We start from the raw sequence: 25,275 nt of genomic DNA, 5'->3' as shown, positions 1-25,275 counted from the left end.
TTATTATTTATCCTCTTTCCCATAACTGTTATTCTATGTCCATTAATAAGTAATAAGTAATGAACATGATTAACGATAATGATGTAATAGATACACTTGACGAACTTGAAGCCTTTTTATTTTTAATTGATAACGGCGGCTTGGGTTTAAAAAATGTAACAGGTGTGGCATTGGCCACTAATAATACAAATGGTCGCCCGTTTGTCGCTGTGCTTGATGATCAGCATAAGTTGTTATTAGGTCGCTGGGTAACACAGGATGTATTTGAAAATGGGAAAGATTTGGTTCGCCGAGGGCCTAAAAAATCACATTAATGGGCCGAACTGTTTTTTCAGGTAGCTTGAATATCAAGTCAGGTTACCATTTCATTTTCAATTATTAATCGCTGCGATGTTGGTGCGATTACTCTCTTAGTTTTAATCTAATTTTAATGTTCCCTATAAGTTTTTTTTAGATACTTTCAATAACATGAGTTTATGAACTTTAACAAAAGGCATAAATGAAAATGAAAAAAATGAAAAAAACAATGATTGCAAAATGTGCATGTATTATTAGCTTGTCGGCATTTACTTTAACGAGTGCTATGGCTGGTGCAAAAACAGTGAGTGATAGTGTGATTGCAGAGCAGCGCGTAGCACTTGAAAAAAACACGAATGGCAAAGGCTTTGGGCCACAATCACCACGTGATATAGATCAAGGTTACGGAACTAATTTACGTAGCTTTGGTACTGCGCCTAGCCGTAGCGATCTTAATTTATGTAATATTCATTTTCATAAAAATGCAGAGCATAAAGGTGGCGAGTTTACCTCTTTTGCAGGCAACGGTGATGGGAAAGGTCATCACACCGGTTATATCTATGATGGTAAATTATCAGCAGCCCAGTTAAAACCCGTTAATAGTAATATTTGTTCTGCAAAGGGGGATTCATTAAACGTAGGTGATACGCTAGAAGTTCACTTTGTTTATTCATCAGCACAAGTTACACCAGGGCCAACATTAGGCGCGTGTTTAGCTGAAAGTACGATGAATCCGGGCTTGAGAGTTGAAGGGCAGGTGATTGTTTTAGCGAATGATAAAAATGCGCTTAACTTTTCACAACTTACTGATGTTGAAAAAGTAAATGGCTATTACCAAGCGCCTAATATACCAACTAATATGGGGGTGCCTGTTGAATACCTAGGATCGACTACTGGCCCATCATATAATGAAAAAGCGTCACCGTTACAGGTGAGCTGGAGCGTCCGACCTAATGTTGCAATGGTTGATATTAACAGTGTTGGTAAGTGGTGTAATGATAATGTATTTAATGAAGATCATGCCCACGCTGTGCGAAACTTAGTGCAAAACCCTAAGTTGTTATCGCCTATTTCACTTTAATATAATTAAAGCGCGAGTGACCCGCTCGCGCTATTTTAGACTCATTCTATAACCATTTCCGCGCAATGTTTGGATAGTTAAATCAGGTTCGCTTTCTATTTTCTTTCTTAATTTACTAACATAAACATCAACAATATTAGTATTTGGCTCATTATAGGTTTGCCATACACGGCTCAATATTCGCTCTCGAGATAGTACTTTGTCTTGATTTTCAACAAAATAAAGCAATAACTCAAACTCAATTTTTGTCAGCGGTAACTCTTTATCATTGAGTAACGCTATACGTTGTTGGATCAGTAAAGCGAGTGAACCGATGTTTTGTGTTGTTTGATTATGCTGTTGCGATGTATTCATGCGTCGTTTTAATGCGAGTACACGGGCTAATAGCTCATCAAAATCAAAAGGTTTACATAGGTAGTCATCAGCGCCCATTTCGAGTCCTTTAACGCGTTCAGATACTTCATCCAGTGCAGTTAACATCAAAATCATGGGGGGGGTTGGTAAGGCTTTTATAGCTTCGAGTATTGATAAACTATCTTGTGAACCAAATAGCCTATCGAGGATCACTAGTTGAGGGGAGTGCTTTTTAATAAACGGGAGCACTTCGTGTAGTTCATTTAGGTTTGTACATTCATAGCCTTCAGCTCGTAAACCTCGCGATAAAAAATTTAATAGAGGTAATTCATCGTCTGCGAGTAATATATTCATCATACATGTCCTAAAGGTAAAGAGATTGAAAATACAGATCCCTGTCCTTGGGTAGATATAACGCTAATGCTGCCATCGTGAGCTTCAATAATGGCTTTTGCGATTGGTAGCCCTAAACCTAAGCCTTCACTGTGTTTACTAAAGCGCACAAAACGTTCAAAAATATTATCAACTTCAGCAGCAGAGATCCCTTCACCATGATCTTTTATGGTAATCGTAATAAGTGACTCTGTTTTATGTAGACTGATGTCGATGGGTTGATCTGATTTTGAGTATTTAATGGCGTTGTCGAATAAAATTGCTAGCACTTGCAGTATTCTTTGAGTGTCTATTGTTACGACTAAATCGTCTAGATTTGAGTGAGTTACGCATGCAATGCTGCGACTTAGGTTCAGTTTTTGCCATTTAGCAACTTCAGTTCTTATTAATGGCACTATTTGGGTTGGTAAAACCTCTAAGCCTATTTGGTTCATCTCTGCGCGTGTTAACAGTAGTAGGTCGTCAACTAAACGGCTTAGACCCACGGCTTGTCCGAGTATTGAGGTTAGTGTTTGGTTAAAGTCATCAACCGATACAGACTGCATTCTCAGTGTTACTTGTGCTTCACCTCTGATTATCGTTAATGGTGTGCGTAATTCATGTGAAACATCGGCAATAAATTGACGACGCCTTGAGTCAATTTTAGTTAATAAAAGGTTGGCTTCAGTGAGTTCACTGGTACGTTGTTTTACTTCTTGTTCTAATTGTTTTCTAGATTGTATTGCATTGTTTTCATGCTCTTGAAGGCGCAGAGCGAGTTGATTTATCGAGGTGGCAAGTTCTTCAAACTCATCATCTAGTTTTACAGATATAGGTTTTTGGTAGTGGCCCAGCGCAATAGAATTTGTTGCGTTAGCAATTAGTATAAGAGGCTGATAAAGCTGGTTAAAAAGCCAATAGCAGCCATATAATATTAGTGGAATAGAAAGAGCGCCTAGGCCAATAGCAAACCATAATATAGTGGTGTTGAGCATATCCATTTTGGCATTAATTGCTGTAACAACACGGGTTTGGCGAGCCACGGCTGAATTGATAGCCTCTCTAAACTGATCATCAATGGTTACTTCTAATAAGCGTTTTAGTTGTGCCTGTTGATTTAACGGTGCTTTATTTCCGCTGCTCACAACCGCTCTAAATTCAATGGTGATTTCATCAATCATCCGTACAAGCTCATCTGTATCTTCGATGCTTCCTTTGGTAAAAGATATACCAAGTGCTTTTCGTTGTTCAATTTCGAGCTTTTTAATTTGATTGAGTGACTGCTGAATTAAATTTTGTTTTTTACGTACGTAAGCTTGGTTGGCATTTTGGCCAAAAATTATTTCATCGGTCAGTTGTTTAAAAAGTCGGTATGAAATACTTGATAGCTTTTCATGCTCTACAAGTAATGAGTGCGCTATATTACTTTGTAATAAATTTTCACGTGTTAAATGCGACGATATTGCGGTGCTAAGCAGGGCCAAAAATAAAAAGAAGGCGGTTGTTAGGCCAAAATAAAAAAGTTTACGCTTATACATAATAGTTACTTATTCTAAAAGTCAGGTAAGGGTACATGTAAGGCTTTTACGACGCAATAAAAGCCACTTAGGGTTGTATTGTAATTAACCAAAAATCTGGATAATAAACCTCTCTACGATGGCTATTTTCAACGCTAACAGCCTATTCAAAAGGTGGATATGCCATTTTCCCCAGGTAAAGAGCTAAGTAAGTGGTGAGTAAGCAAAAGTGTTTTCCAAGAGTTTTGCACGTAAGGTCTACAAATAGACAAATTCAGTGTGAGTGATTATTATAATCGAAAATTTATTTACGCGTGCTTACTTATGTCTTTACCCCTTTGCCCAAAATGCCAATCTGAATATGTATACCAAGATCACACTTTATTGATTTGCCCTGAGTGTTCACATGAATGGGATCCTGTCAGTGATGCCTTAGAAGATGCAGTTAACGTTAAAGATGCCAATGGCACTTTATTAGCCGAGGGCGATAAAGTAACTGTGGTTAAAGATCTAAAAATTAAAGCCAGCTCGCTCGTTATTAAAATTGGCACCAAAGCGGTGATCCGTTGGATTAAAGATACGAAAGACCATCAGCTCGATTGTAAGGTCGATGGGGTAGGCGAAATGATGATAACGGCTAAGTTTGTGAAAAAAGCGTAGGACCTGTTTATTTTTTGAGGTTGAGTTTACAGCAGCATGTTAGGCTTTTAGACAAGGCAGAGCCTATGATATGTGACTATTAAAGTAATTATATTATCCCTTGCTGTGTAATTTTTACAGCTAAGCGATTACGAAATAGTTGTTTTATGTTCCTAATTCCAACGATGTTCTCATCTTGAGGTGACTTGGGTGTCTAGGCCAAAGTATGATATTTGGCATTCGCAATTGTGTTGATTGCAGGTACTGGTTGCTATAAAGTGGTTTTTTTAATCAGAAGGAAATGACGTGAAAGAAAAAATATATTGCGTACTGCACTGATCGCTTCTTCGTTAATAATAACGAATACTTTTGCCACAGAAGACCCCTTTCTATGGCTAGAAGAGGTTGAAAGTAAACAAGCTCTTGACTGGGTTAAAAAACAAAACGATGAATCTTTAACGCACCTTAAATCCCAGAAAAGCTATCAAGCAACATTTGATAACACGTTAGCGATTTTAAATGACAAAAAGCGGATACCGTATGCCGCAGAACGTGCGGGTTATTATTATAATTTTTGGCGTGATGAAACACATGTTCGTGGTGTTTATCGCCGTACTACATTTGCTGAATATCAAAAAGATTCACCAAAGTGGGAAACGGTTTTAAATCTAGATGAATTAGCTGAGCAAGAAAATGAAAACTGGGTATATAAAGGTATGAATTGCCATTACCCTCGCTATCAGCGCTGTTTATTATCATTATCTCGTGGCGGTGCGGATGCAACCGTTGTAAGAGAGTTTGATATTAGCACCAAGTCATTTGTTAAAGATGGTTTTAGTTTACCAGAAGCAAAATCATCTATTTCTTGGTATGACGAAAATACAGTATTTGTTGGTACTAATTTTGGCGAAGGTTCAATGACTGACTCTGGTTATCCAGGGGTAGTAAAGTTGTGGAAGCGAGGCACCAAATTAGAGTCCGCAAAAACAGTATTTACTGCGAGTAAAAGTTCTGTATCAGCAGGGGGATATACGGCTTATGACGGCGATAAAACGCATCATTTGATTTATGATGGTACAAGTTTTTATACGCGTGACATGTATGTTTTAGCAAAAGATAAACTCGTTAAGCTTAATCTTCCTAATGATGCGTCTGTAGTCGGATTAAATAACGATAAAGTGTTTGTACAGCTAAAATCGCCATGGAAAAAATTTGTGCAAGCGGAGGTTATTTATACTGACGTCAACTCTTTAATTGCCGACAAAGCTGAGTTTATCAGTTTTATTAAACCTACTGAGCGCGTTTCAATTGAAAGCCTTCGTTTTACAAAGTCAGCTATTTTAGTCACTGTAATGGAAGATGTAAAAAACAAACTCTATCATTATACCCCAGCTAAAAATGATGAATGGAAAATAGAGCAAGTCGATTTTCCTACGACGGGAAGTATCTCGGTCTTCAATACAGATCCAGATAAAGATGATTTCTTCGTAAACTACACTGACTTTTTAACACCTTCAAGTTTGTATTTAGTTGATGGTAAAAACCTCAGTCCTAAAGTAATAAAAAGTGCAAAGTCTCACTTTGATGCAAGTAAGTATGAATCGAAACAACATTTTGCAACGTCAAAAGATGGTACTAAAGTTCCTTACTTTATTGTTCATAGCAAAAATCTAAAGCTCGATGGTAAAAATCCTACCTTGTTATACGGCTATGGCGGTTTTGAGGTATCAATGCAGCCTTATTATTCAGCAAGTTTAGGAAAGAACTGGTTAGCTAATGATGGTGTATATGTATTGTCGAATATTCGCGGTGGCGGAGAGTATGGACCAAGCTGGCACCAAAGTGCACAAAAAGAGAATCGTCATAAAGCTTTTGAAGATTTTGAAGCTATTGCAGAGGATTTGATTGCTCGAAAAATAACGTCACCAAAACACTTAGGAATTCAAGGTGGTAGCAACGGTGGTTTATTAGTTGGGGCTGCATTTACACGTCGACCTGATTTATATAATGCGGTTATTTGCCAAGTCCCATTACTTGATATGAAACGTTTCAATAAGTTATTAGCTGGTGCTAGTTGGATGGGGGAGTACGGAAACCCTGATGTTGCAAGTGAATGGAATTATATTAAAACGTATTCGCCTTACCATAATTTGAAAAAGGAAACAGACTATCCAAAAGTGTTTTTTACTACTTCTACACGTGATGACCGTATACACCCTGCACATGCACGTAAAATGGTAGCAAAAATGCAAGGCATGGGTCTTGAAGTTCTTTACTTTGAAAATATGGAAGGTGGTCATGCTGGCGCTGCTAATAATGAGCAAAGCGCGATGGTGAGTAGTTTAAGCTATGTTTATCTTATGGAAAGATTAAAGTAGAGCATACTTCCAAATAAATAAAAGGTCAGGCTAATATCTGACCTTTTATTTTATAATCAATATATTATCTTTTTTTGAATTCAAGAATTAAGTTTAGTTGTTATGCACTTGTGATACTAATCTATGATAACCCTCGCCTGTTGTTAAGTTTGCAGGGCATTGAACATGACCTGAAAAATATTTGGTTCTTGTATTTGGCTCGTGAGGGGCACCGGCAACTTTTTGATATTTACACGTTGTATATTTATTCGCGGCTTCACTATCAAAGCTAGTTGTAGTAACTAGTGTCACTGCAAAAGCGAGGCTCAATGTTATAAATCTCTTCATTATTATTTCCTATTGATTGTTTACCCTGTTGGGTAATAAAAACTTAGCACTGTGAGTTTGGCTTTAATATTGAATAGTTTTCATATCGTCGAATGAAAATCATACAATTTAAGGTGTTGACTTGATTGGTTTGTTTTACTCAATAAAGATAAAAGGCCACCGTTGGCAAAAACTATTATTTAATGTTGATATAGCGCTATACCCACCACTCAAATAATTTTATTGTTGAGTTTAATGGGATGAGTATTTTTCATCCATTAAGCAGTGTGTTTTTATTATTACTAAGGCGCTATTTGATTTTCTCCAAATAAGTCGACTTGTTTAATAGGCTGACTGACGCTGTTTTTTCGCAGGGCAACATATAGGTCTGAGTGGATGTAGATCCCTTCTTTGCCAGTTGTCATGCCTGCGATTTCAAACCACGTAAGTAGCTGGCGCTTTCTGCCTGCAAGCTCTAAACGAATATCGCGCTTTTTAAAAATCACATCTAAATCGGCTAGCATTGCCATGACACTTAAATCTAAGTGCGTAAAACAGGGCACAGCATCAATAATCACGCATTGTGTCTGTGTGTCGTCTTTTTGTCGTGCGTATTGCTCAAGAAGCCTGCGTTTAAAATAGCCTGCATTAAAGTAGGTTAGAGGAGAATTAAACCGATAAATAAATACACCTTGTACGGCTTTTGCTTTATCTGTGGTGTCTAAACTTCTTACTACGCCTTTTACATCAACGCCGAGCACATTGTCTGTTGGGCGCATTACAGTTCGAATAAATTGAAATAAACCTAATAGTACAGCAAGTGTGATCCCCGGTATTACACCAATAAAGAGCACGGCGAACAAGGTTGCTAAGGCAAGGTAAAATGCGTGTTTGTCTTTGCGTTTTAATTGCCATACAGCTTTTAAATCTAATAAATGAATAGAGGCAATAATAAGCACCACACCTAAAGCTGCGCTGGGAATAAACTCAAGGGGGGCTGTTAAAAACAGTGCAATGATAGCGATTATGCCAGCTGCAATGATTGACACTAACTGTGTTTTACCGCCAGAGTCGTCGTTAACAGCAGTGCGTGAGTCTGCGCCACTGACAGCAAAGCCTTGTGATAAAGCTGAGCCAATATTAGCAACACCCAGTGCTCTAAATTCTTTATCAGCATCTATGTCGTAACCATTTTTTGCGGCAAAACTGCGCGCAGTAAGCATCATACTTACAAAGCTAACAATAGCTAAATTAAGTGCAGGCACCACCAGCTCACGAATAATCCCAAAATCATATACGGGGAGGTGAAATACCGGTAATCCACCTGTAACAGTTCCAATAGTGTTTATATCAAACTGTTTTAAATTAAACAGCCATACGAGTATTGCGCCAAATGCTATGGCGAACATAGATGCAGGCCAGGTGGGCTTTAGGCGTTTCATTGTAAAATAAACAGCAATTGTAAAGAAGGTCATTAAAAGAGTTGGAATATGAGTATGGGATAAGTATGTTGGTATTGCGGCTAAACGCTCCAATAAATACTTTTCATCAAAAGTGAAGCCAAGTATTTTTGAAAATTGACCAACAATAATAGTAATCGCGACACCATTTAATAAACCCATAAGAATCGGCTTAGATAAAAAGTCAGCTAATACTCCCAACTTAAAGCGGCTTGCAATAAAGCACCAAAAGCCGGTCATTGCAGTCATGGTGACAACAAGTTGCCAATGCTTGAAACTATCACCAGCTGCCAGTGGTGTAACGACTGCTGCAATAACAGCGCAAGTTGCTGCGTCAGGTCCGACGATGAGCTGTCTTGAAGTGCCAAATAATGCGTAAAGGATCATCGGTAAAATACAAGAGTATAAACCTACCGCAGCGTTAACACCGGTGAGTTGTGCATAGGCAATCGCAACTGGTAATGCCACCGCTGCGACAGAGAGTGCAGCTCTTACATCATCAGCAAACCATTTTCGTTCATAGTGAAGTAACGTATTTAAGCCGGGCATAAAATTATATAAACGAGAGAGCAGCATAGCTTCCTTTTTACACTTTGGTAGTAAATTTAATCTAATCAGTATAGCGCAGAGTCTGTTTTTTTACTTAATAGCAATAACTTAGGTTATATAAAATAACCTATTTTTATGTAAGCAGAAAATGATTGATTGGCTGACGAAAGTTTAGCTTAAATATAATTTGAGTTAAGATGCTTACTCCCCTATGGATAGAGATATTAAAATGGATTTTTGGACCTGTATTTTTGTATTGTTTGCTTTTTTTGCCGTGCTACAACTTTTGAACTCACTATTTCCTACGCTTAAAAATAAGAGTACGTTGTTTAATTTTTTAGTAAGCCCGTCAATGGTTTTTTCAGGACCTGTTGATAGTGAACGCTCGGATTCATATTATTACTCGGTCAATAAAAAGCAGATCCGTTTTTCTCCAATGGGAAACTGGTTTTCACTCGGTAATAGCTTAGTTGAAGGCGCTGATATTGATTCATTTGAAGTCATCGCGCGTAACTTTGCAAAAGATAAGTATCAGCTTTATTACGGTTGCCATGTTATTTCAGGTCAAGTGGATTACGATAGCTTTGAAATTATAGAGCACGATGTTATTCGCGATAAATACCATGTTTTTATTCATAAGCGCAGCGTGTCTTTTGCCATGGCGAGTCAATTAAGACCAGAACAACAGTTCATCATTCTAGATGGTGCAGATCCTGCCACATTTATCTTAATGAATGATTTTTGGGCAAAAGACTGCAACCACCATTATTATAACTTTGTACGCCAGAATATCGGTTACGACACGTTTTCACATTTAACTGAGTCTATAGTGAAAGATCAACATAGCGTGTTTATTAAATGCGATGATATGTTTAATAGAACGGCTGTCAGTGGCGTTGGAGTAAAAGCATTTGATGAGCGCTACATATACGACGATAACCACTTATATTGGCATCAAGGTAAATATGAGCAGGATATTGATGGTTCTTTTAATACAACAACATGGCTTGAATGCGTGCCATACAAAGATATTAATACACTAAAAGTACTCGACGACGATTACTTTATTATTGATAGTAAAGTGTATTTAGGGGCTGAGGAATTACCTAATGCCAAAGCTAATGAGTTTGAGCTATTAAGTAACTTTGCATTTGGGTGTGACTCACAGCAGGTTTTTTACTTAGCTAAACCACTAGAAAAAGTAGTGCCTGAACATTTTACATTATTATCTCCATCCGGAAATTACTCCAGCGATAAAAATCATCTATATTTTAAACAACAGCTTATTGGTCCTTATAGCGACGAGCGAGTAGAGCTAAGCAACAATGATTTTTTAAAAACGACTGATGCGGTTTACTATCAAGGCACGCAATTGGAATCTGTTGATGTACAGGAGTTTGCGCTATTAGAGCGGTTTGCTATGTATGGCTGTGACGGAAAAACAGTGTATTTTGGTCACCATAAAATACATGGGGTAGATCTTGATAGCATGGAAGTTGTTAATCGAGATAAGCTGCTAAAAGATGCTGATGCCGTGTATTGGCACGAGAAAAAAGTACTTGGAGCTGACCCTAAAACGTTTACTATAAGTCATCGAGACTATGATAAATATGACTGCGAAGACGATTATTATTTTTATAAAGAAGCTGAGCGCGTAGGTAAAAAATAGCGACAAAAAACCCTGCACTACGGGCAGGGTTGTCTGGGTATTATGGGGGTTATTTGGTTTTTAGTTCCCCAGTTGACGACTCTAAGTGCGCACGAACAAACCATTGAAACTGCTCAAGGTCAGCAAGTTGTGCGATGATCATGTCTTCAGACACAGGATCTAATTCAGATAGCTTTTCAAGAGCTTTGCGGTGATCACCATTAATGCCGTTATATACTTTATCAAGTGCTACTAGGTGATCTTTTACCAAGCCTTTGCCAATTGAATAATCTTCCCATGAGCGGCGATCGACAATGGATTTAGGAGTACCGATTGGCACACCACCTAGCGTGGCAATTCGCTCAGCGATGGTGTCGGTCATTTCTCGAACTACCTCCACTTGCGGATCAAGCATTTCATGTACGCCAATAAAGTTAGGACCTACTACGTTCCAATGAATATGCTTTAAAGTCAGTTGTAAATCAATCAGGGCCACCATGCGGTTATCGAGTAGATCAATGGTGCGTGTTGCAGATTCGCTAGTCATACCGGGAGCTGTAAATTCAGCAACTTTACTATTACTCATAATTTCTCCTGCTTAAATAAATTGATGCTTTAAATAATCTATAGGATATAAAGCAATGGTCATGCCGAGGGTGAGTTTAAATTAAATCTATTTAAATACAATTGGTTGGAACTTTAACTTATCACTGTGATTGTTTTTATATAATTTTTTTATGAAAAGTTTGCAGGCATTTGTAAAATCTGCAAACTTCACAAGATAATTATATTAACGTGTAGGTAGAACAATCGTGGCTTGTACGCCGCGCTGAGTATCACGATTTTCTATGTGTAGATCGCCATCATGGTTCATGGCTATTTGCCGACTGAGTACTAACCCTATACCACTACCTTGGGTTTTAGTGGTGTAAAATGGCACAAATAAGTTATCAATATTCGCTATTCCAACGCCTGAATCCAGTAGTTGTATTAATAGCTTTCCCTCACTAATTTTCCATTGCAACGTTAAGCTAATCGCTTCTTTATTGCTGGCTGATTGGTTTGTGTTTGAAGCTTCAATTGCATTAGTGATCAAGTTTACCAACGCTTGTTGTAATTGTTGGCAGTCAACAAAAAAGGAGATGTCTGGGCTTTTAGGTAACTGCCAGTTTATTTGCGGGTAAAGAGCCGTGGTGCTGTGGATAAAATCAGCGACAGACATAAGAGACTTTACTGGTGGTGGAAGGGTAGATAATTGCTGATAGCTTTTAATAAATGTATTGAGCGAATGCGCGCGCTCTGAAATAACGCATAAGCCTTGATGTAAATCTGCTTTATTGTCTGCTTGGGTTAAATCGGCCCTCGTGAGCTTTGCTAAAGACTCGCTTATTGAGGCTATCGGCGCTAATGAATTATTAATTTCATGGCTTAATACTCTCACTAAGCGTTGCCATGCAATTCGCTCTTCTTCGCGCAGCAGTTGCTGAATATCCGTGATAAATATCAAATTATGTGTTTGGGTATTAACTAAATACTTATCAACGTGCAGATACACTTTTTTACGGTGCTGCTTTAATTGAAATTCAACCACCTTTTGACCACCCACGTTTAACGCATCTTGCAAACCTAACTGATTAATTGGCCCACCGATAACGGCTTCAAAACGACAGGCAAAAAGCTTTTCAGCGCTGGGGTTCATTAAAACAATCGCGTTATTATGATCAGTGGTAATAATGGCAACATCGATTTGATTGATGATTTTTGTTAATAGTAGCTGTTGTTCTTTTAGCTCTTGTTTGTGTGTACTAATCGCCGACGATAAACCTGTAAGGGTGTGGTTAAACTCAGCAAGCGCACCTTGTTTGTATCGACTAACAGGGCGCGTCGTGCCATCGCCAAAAATAACGGATTCGATAATGTTTATAGATGTGCGTAATTGGTAGGTTATTTTTTGCCAGATACTGAAGCAGCTATAGCCGGTAACAATAACTACAAAAAGTATAATCAGTATTTTTAAGTAAATTGATATACCTGCTGATATGACAAAATAAAATAACAAAGCACTTGGTAAAGCAGTTGCTAGTAACACTAAACGTATAATATCGCCTTCGTAGCTCTTTACTATTTTGCGTTTAATTTTCGTCATATAGTAACTTATATTTATCTAAACGTCGGTAGTATGCGCTGCGACTTAAACCTAAAGATAGCGCTGTTTCGTGGGCTTTATTATCAAACAAAGCAAGGCGCTTTTTAATTACATGTGATTCGATATCGTCTAATGTTGCTTCATCAAACGCGAATGCTTCGGGCTTATCTTGTGTTGCTAGGCCTAAATCACTGACTTGTATCTCATCGTGCTGGGCTAAAAATAATGCGCGTTCAATAATATGGCTTAATTCTCTGATATTGCCGGGCCAATGATAGCTATGCAATGCTTTAATGGCACCTTTTGAAAACGGTTTGCACGATAAGCGGTATTTTTCACAAAACTGTGTTTGAAAATAATGGGCTAAAGGAAGTATATCAGCAGTGCGATCACGCAGTGCAGGAATGCGTATTTCGGCAGTATTGAGTCGGTATAGCAAATCTTGCCTAAATTGTCCTTGTTCAATCAAACTAGGTAAATCAGCGTTGGTTGCTGAGACTAGGCGAACATTAATTTTTTGGGTTTTAGAGCTCCCCACTTTTTCAAATTGTCGCTCTTCAAGCACCCTTAATAATTTTGCTTGTTGCGATAATGGAATGTTGGCTATTTCATCTAAGAAAATAGTGCCGTTATCAGCCATTTCAAAACGGCCAATACGGGTTTCTTTGGAGTCAGTAAAGGCGCCTTTTATATGACCAAACATTTCACTTTCAAATAAGTTTTCGCTAATAGCCCCCATATTGACGGACAAAAATGCTTGTTGGGCACGGGCAGAACATTGATGTAAATAATTAGCGAGCATACTTTTACCTGTACCATTTTCGCCAGTAAAAATAATATTCATATCACTGAGAGCTAAGCGTTCAAGCTGGTTGATGATCGACTGCATTGCAGAAGATTGGCTTATTATTTGGCTTTTTGGTAGTTGTGATTCTTGTTTAAGTAAGGCGTTTTCTTGGGTTAAACGTTGTCCTTGGCGGGTTAAAGTACTGAGTTTGATTTGTGCGTTAACCTTGGTAATTAGGTCGTTATTTTTCCACGGTTTCTGTATGAAATCGACAGCCCCTAATTGCATTGATGCAACGGCAATATCAATGCTACTAAACCCGGTCATAACGATGACTGGGACTTGTTCGTCAAGCTCTCTAATTGCAGTAAGTAGCTCAAATCCTTCGTGTCCGGATGTGGTATCGCGGTGATAATTTAAATCCATTAATACACAGGCAAAGTCTTTTCGTTTTAATAGCTGTAATACATCAAACGGCTTTTCAACGGTGGTTACTTCAAAACCTTCTGATTTAAGTAGCATTTTTAAAGCGATGAGTACGTTAGCATCGTCATCAGCGACGAGTATCGATGGGGTATTTGGTGTCATTAGTTTACCATTTTAACAGCGAACAACTTATTTAGAGCTGTTCGCATAAAAGAAATATTAAGCATTAATCGTGATGTAATGCGTCACTGGGCTCCATTTTGATCACTTTTTTAGCGGGTATAAAGGTAGCTAATAAGACCATTGCTGTTATTAATAATGGGACACAAATTAGACTTAATACATAACTGGTGTTACTTATCACTAATGTATTAGTCATGGTACTGACTAATAATAGCGACAGACAAACACCGATTGCAAGGCCGATAGCTAACTGCTTAATGGCTTGATTCATAAATAATCTAATAATGTCATTATCAGGTGAGCCTAGGGCTCTGCGAATACCAATTTCTTGAGTGCGCTGAGTAATGCTATTTGCAGCCATTGCGTAAATGCCACTGGCTGCCAAAAATGCAGCGATTACCCCGCACAGTAAAAATATTTTACTCACTGACAGCACCAGTAACATTGGTTGATTAATTAGATCGTCATAATTTTGTATATGATAAATACCAAGATCAGGGTCAACATTATTTACAGCATCCATTAGGGCTTGCTTAATAGCAGCTTCATTGCCTTGATAATGTAATGCGACATATAGCCGCCATGGACCAATGTTATCCATTGAATGATAGGAGTTATAAGAGGCACTAGAGGATCGCATAGTTGAACCATGAAAGGTATCAGATACAACGCCAACAATGGTATACCAATCGTCAGATGCGCCCCTTGCATTAACACGCCTTACACGCTGACCAATGGCATCATTTTCTGGAAAAAACTGCTTGGCGATGGTTTGATTAACCATAATACTAAGCGCACCGTCTTCTCGGTCTCGGTAATCAAAAGCACGACCTTGAATTATTTCCATGCCAATGGCTCGCCATGAATCATGGGCAACGAGCTCATTATTACTGTAAGGGTTTTCATTCCAAACTTGTGCGGCGCGTCCTTCAATTTCAAAATAACTGGTGCCTTCCCCTCGACCAGGTAGTTGTGACATGAAAGAGACGGCTTCTATACTTGGCATGGCTTCAAGTGTTTCCTTTAATTTATAGTACATATCAGAACGATTTATACGGTCTTGGTATTCAAACTCAGTATCGTATCTTACAGGGTATTTTTCAGGTGACAGTTGTACTTGTGCTGTAAGGCGCTTGTCGGTATCAACACCGTAATCAGCGGTGCCTGCAGAGTAACCTGTGACAAGTAAAATAGTGGCAATGACTAATACAACACAGGACAGTAAAATCTCAGAAATGACTAACACTCTGCCAGCTTTAGCTGCTTTTTTACTTAAAGCACCTCGTGTGCCATCTCGTATCACTGCATTAAAATCATTTGATAACGAGCGAATCGCAGGGAGCAGGCCAGTGATTGCAATCATTAACACCACAGAGACGATTAATAGCACTATAGCGCTTGGCTCAAGTGATAGATCCCACCAAAATGGCTTTTTATTTTCGACAGTAAAATTGGCGTTAAGTATTTCGTTACTGACTTCTAATCCGTAAGCGGCAAATAACAATGCAAACAGTCCACCAGTACAGCATATAAAGACGCTTTCCCACAGCATTTGTAAAATTAAACGTTTTCTAGGAATACCGAGAGCAACACGGATCGCGACCTCTTTTAGACGTTCGTTTACACGTGCAAGGAGTAAGTTACTTACATTGATGCAGGCAAGCGTTAATATAAGAAATACCACAACAAACAAGGCAACAAAAATAGTGTAATACTGCACAATACTGGCGTGTTTGTAGGGTTTTGCAATTAGGTATTCGCCGTTATCGCTGAGTCTCCAACGAAAATCCTTCATTAACTCAGGCTCAATTTGCGTATTGAAAGAGGCAACCCCGGCTTCGACTTGTGCGAATGTGGCATCTGGTTTTAGGCGAGCAATACCAAAAGCGCTGTTTCTGGTTGCTTCAATTGGGTTTAAGTAATCAGGACCCAAAGGTTGCCATATTTGTGCATATTGTGGAAATGAAAAGCCTTCAGGCATAACACCAATTACACGTGAGGGCATGGCATCAAGTGATACTGTTTGGCCAACTATTTTAGCGTCGCTATTAAAGTCTCGTTGCCATATTTCATAACTGAGTACAAATACAGACTCCGCACCGTCATAAAAATCCTCAGGTGCGAACCCTCGCCCCAGTATGGGTTGTACACCGGCAATTTCAAAAATATTCCAACTGGTGTAAGTTGCATTATATTTTTTTGCTTGTTGGAGCTTACTATTGGTTGATTTTGCGCCTCCTGCAATAGTCGTTCCTTCATAATAATAGGCAACATCTGTAAATAACCCTAGTTGTTGGTCTAATTGCAGTAAATGAAAAGGATCTGCTTGCATTCGGTATTGATGGTTATAATTATATTTAGCTTCAATGGCGACAAGTGGCGTGTCGCCATTCATGGTCATGGGTTTAAACACCAAATTATTTAAAATTGAATAGGCGTAAAGTGTTAAACCAAGGCCAATTGAGACAATCAAGATGGTTAAAGCAGTAAACATTGGCTTTTTTAGTAACATTCGTGCGGTATATTTTAACTCGATAGCTAATGACATCATTTTGTCCTTTTATACCGTAATTGCAGCTGACTGCTGATTGTTTTCGTGATCGGCAACAATCTTGCCATCGAATATTTCAATTGTGCGTTTTGCACGACTCGCGCCACGCGGATCATGAGTAACCATGCAAATAGTCGCGCCTTCTTGGTGAAGTTGGTCGAGTAAGTTCATCACCGCTTGCGCATTTTTTGAATCAAGGTTACCAGTGGGCTCATCGGCTAAAATAATCGACGGGTTGCCTGCTATCGCTCTGGCTACGGCAACGCGTTGCTGCTGCCCACCTGATAACTGAGAAGGAAAGTGATTAACTCGGTGAGCCATGTCAACTTTGGCTAAAGCATCAGCAACCATGGTTTTACGTTGCTCTTTGCTAATGTCTTTACGATAGGTTAATGGCAGCTCAACATTTTCGGCAACGGTTAAATCACTAATTAAGTTAAAGGCCTGAAATATAAAACCAATTTTTTCATTGCGAATATGTGCGCGCTCATCACGATCAAGGTTTGACACGTCGTGATTAGCTAATAAATAATGTCCTTGCGAAAGGTTATCTAATAAACCCAATAAAGAAAGTAACGTAGATTTTCCACAGCCTGACGGGCCTGTTATTGCAATGTATTCACCTTGGTTAATCAACAGGTTTATGTCATTTAAGGCATGGGTTTCAATGTCATCAGCAACAAAAACTTTTTTCAGTTGTTTGAGTTCGACTAGTACAGGGTTTGAGTGCGTTTTCATAGTGCTTCCTAATTAATTTTTATTTGTTGATGACCATCCCACGCGGAGACATCTGAGACGACAATGTTGTTGCCTGTCGCTAATCCTTGTTTTATTTCAATATGGGTTGCTGACATTTGTCCAAATTCGACTGTTGTTGATTGGGCATATTCGTTGGCTGTATCTAATGCGTAAATGGTGCCTGTGCTGTTTGCTTTAGCAAACATGGGACGTTTTACAAATAACACATCATCGAGTTTTGCTATTTCAATAATGCCGTCAACAGACAGTTCAGGGCGTGCTTCTTTTGGAATGTCACCGACTAATTCAACATCGACTTGTACAGAGCCATTGATCACCGCAGGATCAATGCGTTTGACAATGCCTGTTGTGATATTTGCGCGGGTGTCGATGGTGACGTGTTGACCTAGAGCAACATGGCTGACTTGTTTTTCGGGAACGCGTAGTTCAGCTAAAAATTCGCCACTTTTGGCAAGGCGGGCTAGATTAGTGCCTGCATTTACACGTTGGCCAAGCTCCAGCGGCATTTCTTGTACAATACTATCAATCGTTGCTTTAACCGTTAAGCCGTCCACTTGGCTTTGCATTCTGCTGACTATATGCTGCATGCGTTTTGATCGCGCTGAAAATGCTTTTATTTGTGCTTGCATGTTTTCGCGGCTTTTTAGTAAACGCTTTTGTTCTAGTAGCCAACGCTGCTTAAATTGGTTTACATCAATTTTTACTTCTTCATGAGCTATTTTTGATACCGCGACGATATCTTGTGCAATTAAAGATTCTTGCGCATTAAGTGTTAGTAGGGCACGTTCATAATTTAATTGGCTATTGATCACTAAAGCTTCTTGATCAAATACTTGTGACTCAAGGGCAATTTTTTGAGCATGAAGTTGCGCCTTCATTTCTTCTAATTCCCACTGGCTTTCTTCAAGTTGTTGCTCAAGCTCCGGGTTACTTAAAACCATTAAGATATCGTCAACTTTTACGCTGGCACCGGCTTTAGCATAAATAGCTTCAACACGACCACTGATATTGGTGGCTACCCAGCGAATATCTTTGGGTACAAGCACTCCGATACCACGAACGGTCACCTCAAATTGCCCCCGTTTTACGGTATCGATTAACAAGGTGTCTTTAGTGGCAATTATATTACTGACATTTGAGCGTGATGTTTGCCAAATCACCATCACTAATACTAAGCATATCCCAGCAATAATATAAGGTTTCTTGTTTGCTGCTTTTTGTTTTTTTCGGATTATATCCATTTAAAGTAACTTAAAAATGCTGATCATAACTAGATATAGCAGTTTCAATGCCAATAAAAATAACCTTTAATTATCAATTGACTAATTTTTATTTTGCACAGAGTAAAGTCACAGTGTGTCGATAATGGGACTGATAAAAAGGCGCGGTGTGTCGTTATTGGGATCGCTTTAATTAAAAAATTTAGAGCATACTAAAAAGTACAGAAGCGACGAGCAGTATCGCCATAAAAATATTGAACGCTTGTAGACGTTCAGGGTGACTTAGCCATATTTGTAATTTTTGCCCAAGTAATGTCCACGCGCTGACACAAGGCAAATTTACCAAGCCAAAAATAACACCGACAATCACGATCGCCCCGATGCCTTTAGAAGGCGCATATACACTCACTGCGCTTAATGCCATGGTCCACGCTTTCGGGTTTACCCATTGAAATAAAGCCGCTTGGACAAAGGTAAAGGGTTTAGTATCGCCATTTTCAGCGCCAACAGGTGTTTTATTACTGGCAATTTTATAAGCAAGATAAAGTAAATAAGCAATACAAAGCACTTTTAATAGTTGATAACTTAACGGAAAAACATCAAATAATTGCATTACTCCTAAACCAACCAGCACGAGCATTATCACAAAGCCAATTGTTACGCCCAATAAGTGTGGCAAAGTGCGCCTAAAACCAAAGTTAGCGCCAGAGTTCATCAGCATTAAGTTATTAGGTCCAGGCGTGACAGAAGAAACAAGCGCAAATAGCGCCAATGCTGATAATAATTCAATATTCATATTTAATGCTCACTTAGTTGCTTGTATTTATGCAATTATATGTTTATTACCTCGCAATTTTTGCGCTTATTAATGCAACTAAAATTATTTTTGACAATTTAAAATGAAAAAAGATCGAATAAACGACAGAATATTGCAAGAGCTAAAGCTCAATGGCCGAATTGCAAATGCTGAGCTTGCAGAGCGAGTTGGTTTATCGCCATCAGCTTGTTTGCGCCGTGTGCAAGAATTAGAAAAAATAGGTGTGATCACGGGGTATCGTGCAGTGATAAATAATCATGCGTTTGGGCTGGGGTTTGTTGCATATGTTGGTGTGGGCTTAAATGAGCATTCTACTAAATCACAACGTACTTTTGAGCAAGCGCTGGAGTTTATTGATGAAGTAAAAGAATGTCACAATGTGACCGGTGCATTTGAGTATTTATTACGAATAGAAACCGCAGATATTAAATCTTATAAAGCGTTTCATGCGGATGTGCTAGGGTCGATACCACAAGTGCGTACAATAACCTCTCATGTTGTGATGGATTCACCTAAAGATGAGCGGGCGTAGAAGCTCATTTATCTGCGATTAATTTAGCCATTAAAGTACCTGCGTTAATTTTTGAACGAAGGTACTTTTTTGATAAAGCGACAGCTTAAGCGTTTATAAATCCGACTTTTGAGCTAACTACTCACTTTCTCCACGGGCAGCTTTTGTTAATTTAACTAATGCCTTACGCACAGCCATAGGGCTGTCACAAAGTGCATTAAATGCAATGTAATAGTTACGTTGTTGGCTTTGCAGGTAAAACCCCTGTGGTAATAGGCCGCTCATAATGGGTGATGGGTCATTTACATGGCAGTGTTGTTTTAAAATTAAGCTCATGGCATCTAGATGATCGCCGTTCATATGCTCAATCATATGTTGTTCTTGTTCTTCATCCCACGGCTTAGAGGGTTGTAGCCACTCATCTTGTTCTAACCAAAATATTTTTCCAAAGCCCCCGATATAACGCACGCGTATTGCATCTAATTGCCAAAGATTAAAATCATGAGCGTTACGATAGCTTTGTGCTTCTGGGTAAAGGACTATGTATTTGTCGATTAACGATTCAGCTTTATCGGTGTCAACTAAACGGCCATCCCCCACTATTGTTACACGGCCATGCTCATTTTGATCGCCTTGCTCGGCGGCATCAAATACCGTTAAACTCATGCGGCTATCATGTTGTAGGTTTTTGGTATGCTGGGCGATATTGCTAATAAAAAAGTAAATACGGCCTTGCTCGTCGCACATATAAGGGGCGACGGAGCCAAAAGGGTATCCTCTTAAGTTATGAGAAAGGGTCGACATAACCCCACTACTTTTTGTGAATACTAACGTTTTTGCATCGTGAAGGGCTTGCTGCCTCATAAAAATTCCTGGCGTTGAAAGTCGCAAAATCTAGATTTGTTTATTGTTACACGTAATTCTGCTGTTAAAATTACTATTTTGCAAATGATTCTTGTTTACGGTGGAGTGATTGCTTTATATTAGGCACATTCTTATCAAGTTGCTCATGCATGTTGTTACTTGTTGGCGTTAATCGAAATTTTATCCAAGCACTCATGCGGTGTTAATAGGATAGAAAAGGGAGTTATTTTGAATATTTATAAGTATTGTTGGTATGTATGCTTGATGCTTTTTAGTGCATTTAGCTCTGCGGCTGAGACCGTTAATGTTGTTACCCAGCAAGTTGAGCAGCAGCAACTTGCTCCTAAAGTGACGCTTACGGGGTCATTAAAAGCGCAGCGTCATGCGCAACTTTCGGTACTTGCTGAGGGGGTAGTCACCGATATTTATGCTGAGGCAGGTCAATACCTAAAACAAGGCGAACCTTTACTCGCGTTAGATTCCGCATTAATTAAAGCACAATTACAAGCCAATAAAGCGGCTGTAGCTCGTGCGCAAGTAACCGTTGATGATGCTAAGCGTCGTTATACTGAAGCGCAATCTTTATCCAAACAAAAATTATTTGCAGAGACCGAACTTGCGCAGCGCTACGCAGCCGTTAAAGGTGCTCAAGCAAGTTTACTTGAAGCCCAAGCGAACGAAACTTACCAACAACAGCTTTTAGTGCGTCATCAGCTAGTTGCTCCTTTTAGTGGCATTATTGCTAAGCGTATGGTGAATGTAGGGGAGTGGGTTACCCGTGGTCAAAGCGCCTTTGAATTAGTGAACAATGACAAGCTGTGGCTTGATTTATATATGCCTCAAGAGCACTTTGCAGCAATAGATATTGAAACCATAGTTGAAGTGTATTTAGCTTCACGGCCAAATGAAGCATTTACAGCAACAGTCATTGCGAAAGTACCTGTGATAAATATCACTCATCGTAGTTTTTTATTGCGTTTACAACTTAATAATACGGGTGACTTACAAGTTGGTTTATCGGCAAGTGCAGCAGTGTCATTAAAGCCAACGGCTAAAGCCAGTGTTGTTATCGATAGAGATGCGCTGTTACGCCACCCTGATGGAGGCTTTAGTGTTTTTACTGTACTTGAAGGAGTCGCTGTAAGGCAAAGTGTTCAAGTAGGCGCGCGTATGAATAGCCAAGTAGAAGTAATTGAAGGTCTAAAAGCTGGGCAATGGGTGGTAACTCAAGGCAATGAATTATTACAAGATGGTCAAGCAGTTAAGGCGATATCGCCAACGGGGATTCAATAATGCTCGAAGGCGCAGTTAAACATGCAACATTGGTGACGGTTGCGGTACTTATTGCATGTATTTTAGGATTAGTAGCCGCGTTTAAAATTCCTGTTCAGATGATCCCTGATTTAGATGTTCGCACTATCACTGTGGTGACCCAATGGCCAGGTGCTACACCACAAGATGTTGAAAAAGAAATACTCATAGAGCAAGAACGCTATTTACGCTCGCTCCCAAATTTAAAGCGTATGTCGAGTTATGCTAATACCGGCGAAGCTGAGGTTGAACTCGAGTTCCCATTTGGCGTTGATGTTAATGAGGCGCTTATCAATGTTAGTAACGCATTAGCACAAGTGCCTGATTACCCAGAAAACGTCGATCAACCCGTGCTCTACAGTAGCTCATTTTCATCCAATGCTTTTATGTTTTTTTCATTAAAACCGCAGGCGGGTAATCCGCTTAATATCGATATCGACATGCTACGTGATTTTGCCCAAGATAACGTACGTCCAGAAATGGAACGTGTGGCTGGTGTATCACAGGTTAGCGTTCGAGGCGGGGCGTTGTATCAAATACAGATATTGATCGATCAGCAAAAGCTTGCAAGTCGAAATATTAGTTTGATAGCAGTGCGAAATGCGATACGTAGCCGCAATCAAGATGCTTCAGCGGGTGATATAGATAGCGGAAAACGCCGTTACTTACTGCGTATGGTTGGGCGCTTTCAATCGGCGCAAGAACTAGAAGAGTTAGTCATTGCTCAGCATGAAGACCGCACTGTACGTCTTAAAGATGTTGCGAAAATAAAATTAGACCATTATGAACTGAGAAACATTTCTTATAACGATGGCGAGCGTAATTTAATGCTATCGGTACGCCGCGAAAGTGGCTCAAATGTAATGGCAATTAAAGACGAAATGACGCAAGTTGTACAGCGTATTAACCGTGATTTATTAGCGCAAAATGGCCTGCAATTAACCCTACTCAGTGACGACGTGCGTTATGTAAAAGGCTCAGTTAAAAATGTATGGACTAACTTAGCTATTGGGGCGTTACTGGCAACTTTAGTGATGTTCTGGTTTTTAAAAAGCCCGCGTTCTACGTTGATTGGTGTAATGGGTGTACCAATTTGTACGATTGCCGCATTTTTAGGTTTATTACTCTTTGAGCGAACCATTAATGTTATTTCATTAGCGGGGGTTGCCTTTGCGATTGGCATGACGGTTGATAATACCATTGTGGTACTTGAAAATATTGAGCAAGCTAAACAACGTGGTCTGTCAAAATTAGCAGCCGCTATTGCTGGCGTGCAAGAAGTATGGCCTGCGGTTTTAGCTTCAACAATGACCACAGTATTGGTGTTTGCACCTATTTTATTTATTACACAAGAAGCAGGCCAGTTGTACTCAGATGTTGCGATTGCCATTTCTGGGGCCATTATAGCTTCTATGCTGGTCGCGTTATTAGTTGTACCCGCGGCTTCTGCACGGTTTGCTTGTGTAACAAAGTCTGATGGCACAATGACATCGAAAATGCGACTACCTCAGTTTATTCCTGCATTTTTAGCCTCTAAAGTTCAGCGTTCAGTGTGTGTTGTTGTGGCTGTAATCGGTTTAATTGGTGGCGCTTGGTTATTTATGCCGGAAGCCGAATATCTTCCTGAAGGTGAAGAACCAAAAGCGTTTTCAATGATGATAGCACCCCCAGGATATAACTTGAGCCATATGCAAAAAATTGGTGATGAGTTATTGACCTATTTTAATAATCATTTAAATGCACCAAGCAGTGACTTTGCGCAGGGGAAAACCGATTTACCATCATTAAAGTATTATTCGTTATCGGTTGGGGTGGGCAATATTTGGTTTTTAAGTGAGCCGAATAATCCAGAGCATATTGACGAAATGATGGCGGCGATAACCGCTAAATTTAAAAGTTACCCAGGAATGCGAGCATTTTCATCACGAGGCTCGATTATCTCTAGTAACGACGGTGGTACGCGCGCGGTAGCACTAGATATTAGTGGTACAGAGCAAGTGGACTTATACCGTGCTGCCGATGCTGTATACCGCCTTGCGAGTGAGGTGTTTGATAATCCACAAGTTGACTCTGAGCCGTCTTCACTAACGCTTGATCAGCCATTAATTGAAATTCAACCTCGTTGGCAGCGTCTTGCTGAGGTGGGCATGACCGCCGATGAGCTGGGCTATACCGTTGCAGCACTTAGCGACGGGGCCTATGTTGATGAATTAATTTTAGGTGATGATAAAGTGGATGTGTTTATATTCTCAGAGGCAGGTAACAAGCAAAGCTTAGAGGGGCTTGAGCAAGCACCCGTCGTAACATCGCAAGGTTTGTTGCCGTTAAACGCCTTGGCTAATTTAAGCGAAAAAGCCGACAGTGACAGCCTACGCCGAGTAGATGGACGCCGTACAGTAACTGTTTATATTATTCCACCGAGGGATGTAGCTCTAGAGCGTGCCCAACAAATGGTCCGAGAAAAACTATTGCCACAGCTGCAAAAGCAGGGCGATTTATTACCTGGGGTAAATATAAGTATTGGTGGCGCTGCAGATCAGCTTGAAAAAACACGCAATGCATTAAGCAGTAACTTTATAGTGGCTTTAGCCTTGTGTTATTTGCTTTTAGTGGCAATTTTTAAACACTGGGGACAGCCTTTATTTATTATGGCAACGGTGCCTTTAGGCATGGCTGGTGGCCTACTTGGATTAAATGCAATTAACGCTGTAGGTTCTGTATTTGGTGGGTTTTATCAACCGTTTGATATGATCACTATGCTCGGCTTTTTGATTTTACTGGGCACAGTGGTGAATAACCCAATTTTAATTGTTGATCAAAGCCGTCGTAATTTAGCCGCAGGGCTTGAGGCTTATCAAGCTGTTATTGGTGCACTGGAAACGCGATTAAAACCAATCGTTATGTCAACAATGACGACCTTATGTGGCTTAGCGCCATTGGTATTTATACCCGGTGAAGGCTCTGAGTTATATCGTGGAGTCGGGATCATTGTCCTATGTGGCATTGCTGTTTCAACGGTTGTAAGTTTAACCGTATTACCAGCTTTGCTATTAATGGTTTATAAGCGCAAGGATTAACACCACGAAATTAAGCTCGGCG

General features: G+C 39.6%; 20 protein-coding genes. 8 read left to right on the top strand and 12 right to left on the bottom strand.

The genetic code is table 11. The annotated features are described in order from the left end of the window. Window positions 1–65 precede the first annotated feature (65 nt). Window positions 66–314 (top strand): hypothetical protein, encoded by a 249-nt coding sequence (locus tag HJP15_RS02760; RefSeq protein ID WP_054453752.1) that lies wholly within the window; start codon window positions 66–68, stop codon window positions 312–314. Between the two features lie 200 nt (window positions 315–514). After that, the gene (locus HJP15_RS02755) at window positions 515–1,378 is read left to right on the top strand and encodes a delta-class carbonic anhydrase (protein WP_502706965.1); all 864 of its coding nucleotides are present in this window, start codon (window positions 515–517) and stop codon (window positions 1,376–1,378) included. A 30-nt stretch (window positions 1,379–1,408) separates the two neighbouring features. Here HJP15_RS02755 and HJP15_RS02750 read toward each other — a convergent pair whose 3' ends face one another. Next, window positions 1,409–2,086, bottom strand: a complete 678-nt coding sequence (locus HJP15_RS02750) for a response regulator transcription factor (RefSeq protein ID WP_054453754.1) — start codon at window positions 2,084–2,086, stop codon at window positions 1,409–1,411. Next, a complete protein-coding gene (locus HJP15_RS02745; protein WP_170173019.1) occupies window positions 2,086–3,642 on the bottom strand; it encodes a sensor histidine kinase in 1,557 nt (518 codons plus the stop codon). Before HJP15_RS02745 ends, HJP15_RS02750 begins: the two co-directional genes overlap by 1 nt. Before the next feature lie 303 nt (window positions 3,643–3,945). On the opposite strand from HJP15_RS02745, the gene HJP15_RS02740 reads away from it, so the two are divergent. After that, the gene (locus HJP15_RS02740) at window positions 3,946–4,281 is read left to right on the top strand and encodes a zinc ribbon domain-containing protein YjdM (RefSeq protein ID WP_054203488.1); all 336 of its coding nucleotides are present in this window, start codon (window positions 3,946–3,948) and stop codon (window positions 4,279–4,281) included. Between the two features lie 302 nt (window positions 4,282–4,583). Next, a complete protein-coding gene (locus tag HJP15_RS02735; RefSeq protein WP_212760614.1) occupies window positions 4,584–6,638 on the top strand; it encodes a prolyl oligopeptidase family serine peptidase in 2,055 nt (684 codons plus the stop codon). Window positions 6,639–6,731: 93 nt separating this feature from the next. Here HJP15_RS02735 and HJP15_RS02730 read toward each other — a convergent pair whose 3' ends face one another. Both HJP15_RS02730 and HJP15_RS02725 read right to left on the bottom strand, forming a co-directional pair. Further along, window positions 6,732–6,965: a hypothetical protein gene (locus HJP15_RS02730; RefSeq protein WP_054203456.1), complete on the bottom strand. Its 234-nt coding sequence runs from the start codon at window positions 6,963–6,965 to the stop codon at window positions 6,732–6,734. Between the two features lie 281 nt (window positions 6,966–7,246). Continuing rightward, complete coding sequence (locus HJP15_RS02725) at window positions 7,247–8,977, bottom strand: SulP family inorganic anion transporter (RefSeq protein WP_170173134.1); 1,731 nt, start codon at window positions 8,975–8,977, stop codon at window positions 7,247–7,249. A 205-nt stretch (window positions 8,978–9,182) separates the two neighbouring features. Between HJP15_RS02725 and HJP15_RS02720 the strand changes: the two genes are divergently transcribed. Continuing rightward, window positions 9,183–10,622 carry a DKNYY domain-containing protein gene (locus tag HJP15_RS02720; RefSeq protein WP_170173018.1) on the top strand — a complete coding sequence of 480 codons (1,440 nt, stop codon included), beginning with the start codon at window positions 9,183–9,185 and terminating at the stop codon, window positions 10,620–10,622. 49 nt (window positions 10,623–10,671) lie between these two features. Here HJP15_RS02720 and dps read toward each other — a convergent pair whose 3' ends face one another. From dps to HJP15_RS02685, 7 genes are all read right to left on the bottom strand, one after another. Continuing rightward, window positions 10,672–11,187, bottom strand: coding sequence for a DNA starvation/stationary phase protection protein Dps (dps, locus tag HJP15_RS02715; protein ID WP_054203454.1), 516 nt, complete (start codon window positions 11,185–11,187; stop codon window positions 10,672–10,674). 204 nt (window positions 11,188–11,391) lie between these two features. Beyond that, window positions 11,392–12,747: a sensor histidine kinase gene (locus HJP15_RS02710; RefSeq protein WP_170173017.1), complete on the bottom strand. Its 1,356-nt coding sequence runs from the start codon at window positions 12,745–12,747 to the stop codon at window positions 11,392–11,394. Beyond that, window positions 12,734–14,122 (bottom strand): sigma-54-dependent transcriptional regulator, encoded by a 1,389-nt coding sequence (locus HJP15_RS02705; protein ID WP_064435302.1) that lies wholly within the window; start codon window positions 14,120–14,122, stop codon window positions 12,734–12,736. The genes HJP15_RS02710 and HJP15_RS02705 overlap by 14 nt, the downstream gene beginning before the upstream one ends. Window positions 14,123–14,186: 64 nt before the next feature. Continuing rightward, window positions 14,187–16,691 carry an FtsX-like permease family protein gene (locus tag HJP15_RS02700; RefSeq protein WP_170173016.1) on the bottom strand — a complete coding sequence of 835 codons (2,505 nt, stop codon included), beginning with the start codon at window positions 16,689–16,691 and terminating at the stop codon, window positions 14,187–14,189. A 12-nt stretch (window positions 16,692–16,703) separates the two neighbouring features. Next, the gene (locus tag HJP15_RS02695; protein WP_064435303.1) at window positions 16,704–17,432 is read right to left on the bottom strand and encodes an ABC transporter ATP-binding protein; all 729 of its coding nucleotides are present in this window, start codon (window positions 17,430–17,432) and stop codon (window positions 16,704–16,706) included. Window positions 17,433–17,440: 8 nt separating this feature from the next. Next, entirely contained in the window at window positions 17,441–18,694 is a 1,254-nt protein-coding gene (locus HJP15_RS02690; protein WP_170173015.1) for an HlyD family secretion protein, read from the bottom strand. Between the two features lie 181 nt (window positions 18,695–18,875). Beyond that, entirely contained in the window at window positions 18,876–19,469 is a 594-nt protein-coding gene (locus tag HJP15_RS02685) for a LysE family translocator (protein ID WP_170173014.1), read from the bottom strand. Between the two features lie 103 nt (window positions 19,470–19,572). Here HJP15_RS02685 and HJP15_RS02680 point away from each other — a divergent pair, with 103 nt between their 5' ends. Next, window positions 19,573–20,022: an Lrp/AsnC family transcriptional regulator gene (locus HJP15_RS02680; protein WP_054203447.1), complete on the top strand. Its 450-nt coding sequence runs from the start codon at window positions 19,573–19,575 to the stop codon at window positions 20,020–20,022. Window positions 20,023–20,139: 117 nt separating this feature from the next. Here HJP15_RS02680 and HJP15_RS02675 read toward each other — a convergent pair whose 3' ends face one another. Then, on the bottom strand, window positions 20,140–20,865 hold the full coding sequence (locus tag HJP15_RS02675) for a HugZ family pyridoxamine 5'-phosphate oxidase (protein ID WP_170173013.1): 726 nt from the start codon (window positions 20,863–20,865) through the stop codon (window positions 20,140–20,142). A 228-nt stretch (window positions 20,866–21,093) separates the two neighbouring features. Here HJP15_RS02675 and HJP15_RS02670 point away from each other — a divergent pair, with 228 nt between their 5' ends. Beyond that, a complete protein-coding gene (locus tag HJP15_RS02670) occupies window positions 21,094–22,158 on the top strand; it encodes an efflux RND transporter periplasmic adaptor subunit (RefSeq protein ID WP_231658955.1) in 1,065 nt (354 codons plus the stop codon). After that, window positions 22,158–25,253, top strand: a complete 3,096-nt coding sequence (locus HJP15_RS02665) for an efflux RND transporter permease subunit (protein WP_054203445.1) — start codon at window positions 22,158–22,160, stop codon at window positions 25,251–25,253. Before HJP15_RS02670 ends, HJP15_RS02665 begins: the two co-directional genes overlap by 1 nt. Window positions 25,254–25,275: the final 22 nt, after the last annotated feature.

Source organism: Pseudoalteromonas sp. NEC-BIFX-2020_002, assembly GCF_013002825.1.
Classification (GTDB): domain Bacteria; phylum Pseudomonadota; class Gammaproteobacteria; order Enterobacterales; family Alteromonadaceae; genus Pseudoalteromonas; species Pseudoalteromonas neustonica.
The sequence above is the reverse complement of the archived record's forward strand: the minus strand, read 5'-3'. Positions and strand labels throughout refer to the sequence as shown.

Coding starts and splice junctions, on each gene's coding strand:
- HJP15_RS02760 (WP_054453752.1), top strand. CDS start 66: ATGATTAACGATAATGATGTAATAGATACACTTGACGAACTTGAAGCC.
- HJP15_RS02755 (WP_502706965.1), top strand. CDS start 515: ATGAAAAAAACAATGATTGCAAAATGTGCATGTATTATTAGCTTGTCG.
- HJP15_RS02750 (WP_054453754.1), bottom strand. CDS start 2,086: ATGAATATATTACTCGCAGACGATGAATTACCTCTATTAAATTTTTTA.
- HJP15_RS02745 (WP_170173019.1), bottom strand. CDS start 3,642: ATGTATAAGCGTAAACTTTTTTATTTTGGCCTAACAACCGCCTTCTTT.
- HJP15_RS02740 (WP_054203488.1), top strand. CDS start 3,946: ATGTCTTTACCCCTTTGCCCAAAATGCCAATCTGAATATGTATACCAA.
- HJP15_RS02730 (WP_054203456.1), bottom strand. CDS start 6,965: ATGAAGAGATTTATAACATTGAGCCTCGCTTTTGCAGTGACACTAGTT.
- HJP15_RS02720 (WP_170173018.1), top strand. CDS start 9,183: ATGGATTTTTGGACCTGTATTTTTGTATTGTTTGCTTTTTTTGCCGTG.
- dps (WP_054203454.1), bottom strand. CDS start 11,187: ATGAGTAATAGTAAAGTTGCTGAATTTACAGCTCCCGGTATGACTAGC.
- HJP15_RS02710 (WP_170173017.1), bottom strand. CDS start 12,747: ATGACGAAAATTAAACGCAAAATAGTAAAGAGCTACGAAGGCGATATT.
- HJP15_RS02705 (WP_064435302.1), bottom strand. CDS start 14,122: ATGACACCAAATACCCCATCGATACTCGTCGCTGATGACGATGCTAAC.
- HJP15_RS02700 (WP_170173016.1), bottom strand. CDS start 16,691: ATGTCATTAGCTATCGAGTTAAAATATACCGCACGAATGTTACTAAAA.
- HJP15_RS02695 (WP_064435303.1), bottom strand. CDS start 17,432: ATGAAAACGCACTCAAACCCTGTACTAGTCGAACTCAAACAACTGAAA.
- HJP15_RS02690 (WP_170173015.1), bottom strand. CDS start 18,694: ATGGATATAATCCGAAAAAAACAAAAAGCAGCAAACAAGAAACCTTAT.
- HJP15_RS02685 (WP_170173014.1), bottom strand. CDS start 19,469: ATGAATATTGAATTATTATCAGCATTGGCGCTATTTGCGCTTGTTTCT.
- HJP15_RS02680 (WP_054203447.1), top strand. CDS start 19,573: ATGAAAAAAGATCGAATAAACGACAGAATATTGCAAGAGCTAAAGCTC.
- HJP15_RS02675 (WP_170173013.1), bottom strand. CDS start 20,865: ATGAGGCAGCAAGCCCTTCACGATGCAAAAACGTTAGTATTCACAAAA.
- HJP15_RS02665 (WP_054203445.1), top strand. CDS start 22,158: ATGCTCGAAGGCGCAGTTAAACATGCAACATTGGTGACGGTTGCGGTA.